The sequence below is a fragment of the Pseudorhodoplanes sp. genome, from assembly GCF_059499825.1.
Genome location: NZ_JCABZI010000013.1, coordinates 293,636 through 301,523, shown reverse-complemented (window position 1 = coordinate 301,523; position 7,888 = coordinate 293,636). Strand labels below are relative to the sequence as shown.

General features: G+C 64.0%; 4 protein-coding genes. 3 read left to right on the top strand and 1 reads right to left on the bottom strand.

Translation table 11 applies throughout. The features are described 5' to 3' along the window. The first annotated feature begins 851 nt into the window (after positions 1-851). Both AC5I5I_RS19740 and upp read left to right on the top strand, forming a co-directional pair. Positions 852-2,834 carry a peptidoglycan DD-metalloendopeptidase family protein gene (locus tag AC5I5I_RS19740; RefSeq protein WP_495975802.1) on the top strand — a complete coding sequence of 661 codons (1,983 nt, stop codon included), beginning with the start codon at positions 852-854 and terminating at the stop codon, positions 2,832-2,834. 150 nt (positions 2,835-2,984) lie between these two features. After that, on the top strand, positions 2,985-3,737 hold the full coding sequence (gene upp, locus AC5I5I_RS19735; RefSeq protein ID WP_495975800.1) for a uracil phosphoribosyltransferase: 753 nt from the start codon (positions 2,985-2,987) through the stop codon (positions 3,735-3,737). Positions 3,738-3,797: 60 nt separating this feature from the next. On the opposite strand, the gene clpB is transcribed toward upp, so the two are convergent. Next, positions 3,798-6,398, bottom strand: a complete 2,601-nt coding sequence (gene clpB, locus AC5I5I_RS19730) for an ATP-dependent chaperone ClpB (protein ID WP_495975798.1) — start codon at positions 6,396-6,398, stop codon at positions 3,798-3,800. A 714-nt stretch (positions 6,399-7,112) separates the two neighbouring features. Here clpB and AC5I5I_RS19725 point away from each other — a divergent pair. After that, entirely contained in the window at positions 7,113-7,877 is a 765-nt protein-coding gene (locus AC5I5I_RS19725) for an MOSC domain-containing protein (RefSeq protein WP_495975796.1), read from the top strand. Positions 7,878-7,888 lie beyond the last annotated feature (11 nt).

The window sequence follows — 7,888 nt, the reverse complement described above, 5'->3', positions numbered from 1 at the left end:
TGCATGTGTTAGGCCTGCCGCCAGCGTTCGCTCTGAGCCAGGATCAAACTCTCAAGTTTCATGAGATTTTGATCTCGGCTGATCACACGTTTTCGCTGGTGTTGCTTTCGCAACGCCATCTTTGACGAGGTCCATCCACCTGATCTCACAACCGATTGCTCGGCCGCTCGACCAGTTACGATGTACCTTGAAACGTAGACCGCCGAATATTCTCACTTGGCCGCAACCTCACGCATACCGAAGCATGCACTTGGAAGCGGCCCGCAAGGACTCCGCCGTCCACGTTTCTCTTTCTTCCGATTCACTTTTCAAACAGCCCGGGGCTCGAGAGCCCCAACCCCGGAAACCGGGGAGGAATTTCGGCGAAGCAATTAAGCTCCCGACAACTGATCGGAAGCTTTGTCACTTATTTAAAAGTGCGATGCTTCGAAAGGCCCGCCGTCACGCCGAGGCAGTGCGCCGCGCCAGTGAGGGGGTATATATTCGGGCGACCTTTTCGTGTCAACACGATTACAACGAAAAAAATCGCAGCGAGCCGGAACCGGCTGCGGTTTTCAACAAATGGGCTCGCGCCCTTGATTCTGCAAGCTAATTCGGCGCTGCGCCGTACTCAGGCCACATTCCTCGGCCGTTCTGACCGGCTTGGGGAGTATTCGCGCAGCCGACGGGGGCCAAATCCGGATTGGTGTGAGGGGGTGACAGGCGCGGATTGACGCGTCTTTCTCACAACGGCATCGTGCCGCGCCTGAAATCCGGTCGGATTCGCTGTCGGGGGCGTTAATACCTGCTAACCATTCGTGCCGGCGGCGCGCCTGACAGGTGGCGCGCACGTCGTTGAGGGGGACGGCGTATTGGACCACGGCAGCCGTGCGGCACACCGGCCAAGGAACGAGATCGGTCGTATCGATCTCGGCAATGAGCCGCCGCTGTCCGTCGACGGCGGCACCGGCATGACGATCGACCGCCGTCGTGTCTCTGCCCAGTGGTTTTCCGGCACGATCCTGACTGGCCTGTGCGGCGCGGCCCTGATGGGCGGCGCTGTTTTCACATCCCTCGATGGCGAGGCTCACTTCGCGGCGTCGCCCGAGCGGGCCGAAACGTCCTTGCGTGGCGCGATCGCAGAGCGCTCTTCCGGTCCGCGAAAAGCAGACCGGCTGCCGCCGGCCGGCGAAACCAATTCGGCCCGCCAGGTCATCCGCGTTTCAATGACCAGCCGAGCCGGCAACCGCGAAGTCGTACGCGTGCGCCCGTTCGTGCGCGTGTCCTCCAATCTGGCAATGGCCGTCACCGAATTGTCGGCCAACGTCCCGCCCTTCAATCCGCAGCGCATGTTGGCGGATTCCGACGCTCCGGCGCCGAACGCCGACACCGCCGAGGCGGCAGAACCCGACGCCGAAGTGTCTTTCGTACAGCGCGATCTCGCTGCCATCCTGCCGCGCGCAAAGATCGCCGGCTTGGTGCCGATGGACGAGGTCCTCGCCACCGTACGCGAAGCCGCCAACTGGAATTCCAACGATACCAACGCCCGCTATCAGGTGGTTGGCCTGGCGCCGACAACACGCGCGCTCGGCTACGCCGCCGATGGCAATCCCGATCCCTATGCCGGGTTCGAGGCCCGCATTGTCCCTGAGAACATAACGCTGCTTCCAAAGAGCAGCACCGCGGCCAGCGCCGCCAACGAGCGCACGATCGTCGTTAAGAAGGGCGACAACGTCTCGAGCATCCTGCGCGAACTCGGCGCCTTGCCGGAAGAAATCCGCGCCATCGCCGCGGCGCTCGGCTTCCGCGGCCGCGACAACGGACTGAAAGAGGGACAGCGGCTGCGAATTCTGCTGTCGACCGTCCCCGGAACCAGCCGGCAACAGCCTGCCCGCGTCATCGTCGCGAACGATGTCGCGGTCGAAGCGGTGATCGCACTGTCCGATCTTGGACGCTATGTGTCTGTCGATGTCGCGGCGATGAATACCGCAGCGGTTGCCGAGGCGCGAGAGGACGACGAAGAAGACGATGGCCGCGGCGTGCGGCTCTATCAGAGCATCTACGAGACCGCGTTGCGCAACCAGATTCCGCGCGCCGTGATCGAGGACATGATCCGCGTCTATTCCTACGACGTGGACTTCCAGCGCAAGGTCCAGCCGGGCGACTCGTTCGACGTCCTCTATGCCGGCGAGGATGAATCGCCTTCCGGCGTCGAGACCCGCAACGACGTCCTGTTCGCCGCGCTCACCGTCGGCGGTGAGCCGCGGCGGTTCTATCGCTTCCAGACTCCCGACGACAACATCGTCGACTATTACGACGAGACCGGAAAAAGCGCGAAGAAGTTCCTGGTCCGCAAACCGATCTCAGACGGCATTCTGCGCTCCGGCTTCGGCGTGCGCCGCCATCCGATCCTGGGCTACGCCAAGATGCATACCGGCGTGGACTGGGCTGCCCCGCACGGCACCGCGATCTACTCGGCCGGCAATGGCGAAGTCGAAAAGGTCGGCTGGGAGGGTGGCTACGGCAAATACATCCGCATCCGGCACACCAACGGCTACGAGACCGCCTATGGCCACATGACCGCCTATGCCCGTGGCATCGAGCCCGGCGCCAAGGTGCGTCAGGGACAGGTGATCGGCTTCGTCGGCTCCACCGGCCTGTCGACCGGCGCCCATCTCCACTACGAAATCATGGTCAACGGCCGCTTCGTCGATCCAATGCGTATCCGGCTGCCGCGCGGCCGCGTGCTGGAAGACCGTGTCCTCGCGAAGTTCGAGGAAGAGCGCGAACGCATCGACGGCATGATGGCGCGTGGCGGCGCACGGGTCGCGCAGACCGGCACAGCCGCACGCTGATTGACCGGGGCGAACGCGGTCGCATTCTCGCTCCCGTGGCTTAACGTCCGCCGCAGTCGCTCATCGGCACACCGCATCCTGCAGGCCCAATTTTTGCAGACCCGTCGGGTCGGAGCGGACGTGACACCCGCTGAGCACCGGACGGAAAACATGCGAGGCAAGGCAGGTTCGAAGAAGGCAGCTTCTAAGAAGGCAGCGGGCACGTCGCCCGTCAATCGCGACACTACGGCCGCCGTCACCGTCATCGATCACCCGATGATGCAGCACAAGCTCACTTTGCTGCGCAAGCAATCCACCACCACCACCGAATTCCGGCAGGTCATGCGCGAGATCGGGCCGATCCTGCTCTATGAGGCGACGCGCGATCTGCCTTTGACCGATCGCAAGATCAGGACCCCGCTGAAAAGCGTCCGGGCGCCGGTCCTCGCAGGCAAGAAACTGTGCCTGGTGCCGGTGCTCCGCGCCGGTCTCGGGATGGTCGATGCGATGCTGTCCTTTGCGCCTTCGGCGCGGGTCGGCCATATCGGTCTGTACCGCGACCCAAAGACACTCGAGGCGATCGAGTATTATTTCAACATGCCGCGATCGCTGCCGGAGCGGCATGTCATCGTGGTCGATCCGATGCTGGCGACCGGGCATTCGGCAGTCGCCGCCCTGTCCAGGCTGAAACGGGCCGGCGCGAGAACGCTGAAGCTGGTATGCCTGCTCGCGGCCCCGGCCGGGATCGATCTCGTGCAAAGCGAGCACCCGGACGTGCCGATCTACACGGTGTCGATCGACGAAAAGCTCGACGATCACGCCTATATCGTGCCGGGACTGGGCGACGCGGGCGATCGCCTGTTCGGGACCAAAAAACCGGCGAAGAGCGGCAAAACCAAACCGTCGCGTCCCGCGCGCGAATGAGGCGAAGCGCTCGGCGCACGTCCCCCTCCCCGCAAGCGCAGGGAGAGGGATCGCACGCGATTACGCCGCTTCCTTCACGCCCTGACCGTTGAAGGTCAGTCCGCTCTTGCCGGCCGACACCTTGACGGCGTCACCGTCCTTGATCTTGCCAGACAGGATCAGTTCGGCGAGCGGGTCCTGCAGGTTCTTCTGGATCACGCGCTTGAGCGGGCGCGCGCCATAGGCCGGGTCGTAGCCCTTGTCGGCGAGCCACTCTCGCGCCGCCGGTTCGAGCGTGATGGTGATCTTGCGATCGTCGAGCAGCTTCAGCAGCCGCTGCAGCTGGATATCGACAATGCGGCTCATGTCCTCGCGGCGCAGCCGGTGGAACAGCAGGATCTCATCCACGCGATTGAGGAATTCCGGCCGGAAATTCGACCGCACCACCGCCATCACCTGGTCGCGCACCGCGTCCGAATCCTCGCCGTCCTTCTGGTTGACCAGATATTCGGCGCCGAGATTCGAGGTCATCACGATCAGCGTGTTGCGGAAGTCCACGGTACGGCCCTGCCCGTCGGTCAGCCGGCCGTCATCGAGCACCTGCAGCAGCACGTTGAACACATCCGGATGCGCCTTCTCGATCTCGTCGAACAAGATCACCTGGTAGGGCCTGCGCCGCACCGCCTCGGTCAGCGCCCCGCCCTCCTCGTAACCGACATAGCCCGGAGGCGCGCCGATCAGTCGGGCGACCGAATGCTTCTCCATGTATTCCGACATGTCGATGCGCACGAGCGCATGCTCGTCGTCGAACAGGAATTCGGCGAGCGCCTTGGTCAATTCGGTCTTGCCGACGCCGGTCGGGCCCAGGAACATGAACGAGCCGATCGGCCGGTTCGGATCCTGCAGCCCGGCGCGGGCGCGGCGCACCGCGGTCGAGACCGCCTGCACCGCCTCCTTCTGCCCGATCACGCGCTTGGTGATCTGCTCCTCCATCTTGAGCAGCTTCTCGCGTTCCCCTTCCATCATCCGGTCGACCGGAATGCCGGTCCAGCGCGACACAACGCCGGCGATGTGACTTGCGGTGACCGCTTCTTCCGACAGCACGGCACCCGCCGCGCTTTGCTCCTCGACATCCTTCAGTTGCTTTTCCAGCTTCGGAAGCTTGTCGTATTGCAGTTCACCGGCACGCTGATAGTCGCCCCGGCGCGTCGCGTCCGCGAGCTCGTTCTTCAGCTTGTCGAGTTCCTTCTGCAGGTCGGCGGTCTTGGAAAGCTTGTCCTTCTCGGACTTCCATTTCGCTGTCAGCGCGTCGGCCTCCTCTTCGAGATCGGCCAGCTCTTTTTCGAGCTTCTTCAGCCGGTCCTTCGAGCCTGCATCCTTCTCCTTGCGCAGCGCCTCCTGCTCGATCTTCCGCCGCACGATTTCACGGTCGAGATTGTCGAGCTCTTCCGGCTTGGAATCGATCTGCATGCGCAGGCGCGCCGCCGCCTCGTCGACGAGGTCGATAGCCTTGTCGGGCAGGAAACGGTCGGTGATGTAGCGGTTCGACAGAGTGGCCGCCGCGACCAGGGCCGCGTCCGCGACCTTCACCTTGTGATGCGCCTCGTATTTTTCCTTCAGCCCGCGCAGGATCGAGATCGTATCCTCGACACTCGGCTCCTCGACGAAGACCGGCTGGAACCGCCTTGCAAGCGCGGCATCCTTTTCGACATGCTTGCGGTATTCGTCGAGCGTGGTGGCGCCGACGCAATGCAATTCGCCGCGCGCCAGCGCCGGCTTTAGCAGGTTCGAGGCATCCATCGCCCCGTCGGCCTTGCCGGCGCCGACCAGGGTATGCATCTCGTCGATGAAGAGAATGATCTGGCCGTCCGATCCGCCGACCTCGGTCAGGACCGATTTCAGCCGCTCCTCGAATTCGCCGCGATATTTCGCCCCGGCGATCAGCGCGCCCATGTCGAGCGCCAGCAGCTTCTTGTCCTCGAGCGATTCCGGCACGTCGCCATTGACGATGCGGAGCGCCAGGCCCTCGACGATCGCGGTCTTGCCGACGCCCGGCTCGCCGATCAGCACCGGATTGTTCTTGGTCCGCCGCGACAGCACCTGGATGGTGCGGCGGATTTCCTCGTCGCGGCCGATCACCGGATCGAGCTTGCCGTCGCGCGCCGCCTGGGTGAGATCGCGCGCGTATTTCTTTAATGCATCATAGGCGTTTTCGGCGGTCGCGGTGTCGGCGGTGCGGCCCTTTCGGATCGCCTCGATCGCCGCATTCAGATTCTGCGCGGTGACGCCCGCCTTCTGCAGGATCTTGCCGGCGTCGCTGTCACGGTCCATCGCGAAGGCGAGCAGCAGCCGCTCGACGGTGACGTAGGAATCGCCCGCCTTCTGCGCGACCTTCTCGGCCTGATCGAAAATGCGCGCCAGTCCCGGCGTCATCTGCGGCTGGCTGGCGCCGCCGCCGGACACTTTCGGCAGCTTCTTCAGTGCCGCTTCGACCTCGGTCAAAGCCTGTCTGGAATTGCCGCCCGAACGGTCGATCAGGCCCGCGCACAATCCTTCCGGATCGTCCAGCAGCACCTTCAGCAGATGTTCGGGGGTGAATTGAGGGTTGCCCTCGCGGAGGGCCAGCGAATGCGCCGACTGAATGAAGCCGCGCACACGCTCGGTGTACTTTTCAAAATCCATATGTCGCTCCCTCGGTCTGATCCGCGGCCCTTCAGGAGGCACCTGCGGAGCATCTGGGCCCCGGCGCCATGATCCGCCTCAAACCCGGTGGATCACGATACAGGGACATTCCGGCGGACCCCGGACGGGCATCCGCAGACCGGATGTAGGAATGCGGTCTTTGGCGCGGAAGGAGGTTCCGCCAAAAATGTTGCTGCGGCGTTACCGGCCGGCGGGTCGTGTCTCCCCGCCTCGCAGTCTTCGCAATGACGACAGGCCAAGCTCCGCCGGCCCTGTTGTTTGACCGGCGCGGGCCCGCCGTGAAGACAATCGAGGGGAATGATGCGCCGAAAGACGCAGGGCATTCCTGATACGCCACACGCTGTTGCCAGCGCGCGGCCGCCTCACGGCGCATCACTGGCGGCGTTTTCCTTCCGGCATGGGGCCGCGCTTTGCCTCCATGCGCCTTGATCTGCGCACGGCGTCAGCCGGCTCCCGGCAGGGGTCCCTAGTGACCCCGGGCGGTGCCCCCATGCAGCCCGAGTGCCGTGGCGACGAACCACGGCCCGCAGGCGCCGCACCCCGCTCCATCAACAGACGTCACCGGTTGACGCCCCTCATGAGCGAGGTGGACACCACATATGCTTTTATTCCTATAATGTCAAGAGGCAGACTTGCACCGCGTCCGGGAAGAGGCTGGTGGAATTCCGCGTACGCGCCCGCTAACACATCCGCATGACCGCGAGCATCCAGTCGATCTATCGCTACCCGGTGAAGGGGCTCTCGCCCGAGCGCATGGCGCAGGTCTCCCTCACCCCCGGCCAGACGCTGCCGGCCGACCGGGCCTATGCGATCGAGAACGGTCCGTCCGGCTTCGACCCGAAGGCCCCGCAATATTTCCCGAAGCAGCGCTTCCTGATGCTGATGCGGAACGAGCGGCTGGCCGCGCTCGACACCCGTTACGACGTGCAAGGTCACACCCTCTCCATCAGCCTCAATGGCACCGAGGCCGCCCGCGGCGATCTACGAACGCCGGACGGCCGTGCCGCGATCGAGGAATTTTTCGCCCGGTACAGCGCGGACGAACTGCGCGGCGCGCCGAAAATCCTGCAAGGCAACGGTCACAGCTTTTCCGACGTTGCGGCCAAGGTGGTCTCGATCATCAACCTCGCCTCGGTCGCCGCCGTGGAAAACGCGGTTGGCGCGCCGGTCGACCCGTTACGCTTTCGCGGCAACCTGCATGTCGAAGGCTGGCCGGCCTGGGAGGAATTCGGGCTGCTCGGACAGACCCTCGCGATCGGCGAAGTGCGGCTCAAGGTGGTGAAACGGATCGTGCGTTGCGCCGCCACCAACGTCGAGCCGCTGACCGGCATTCGCGATCTGGAAATTCCGAAGACGCTGATGCAGACCTTCGGCCACATGGATTGCGGGGTCTATGCCGAGGTCACAGCGGGCGGCGCCATCAATGCGGGCGACGCGATAAAGATTTGCGACAACTGACGCCGATTACG

What these genes read in the sequence shown, in the direction of transcription:
- upp (WP_495975800.1), top strand. Translation starts at nt 2,985, where the DNA reads ATGCGAGGCAAGGCAGGTTCGAAGAAGGCAGCTTCTAAGAAGGCAGCG.
- clpB (WP_495975798.1), bottom strand. Translation starts at nt 6,398, where the DNA reads ATGGATTTTGAAAAGTACACCGAGCGTGTGCGCGGCTTCATTCAGTCG.
- AC5I5I_RS19725 (WP_495975796.1), top strand. Translation starts at nt 7,113, where the DNA reads ATGACCGCGAGCATCCAGTCGATCTATCGCTACCCGGTGAAGGGGCTC.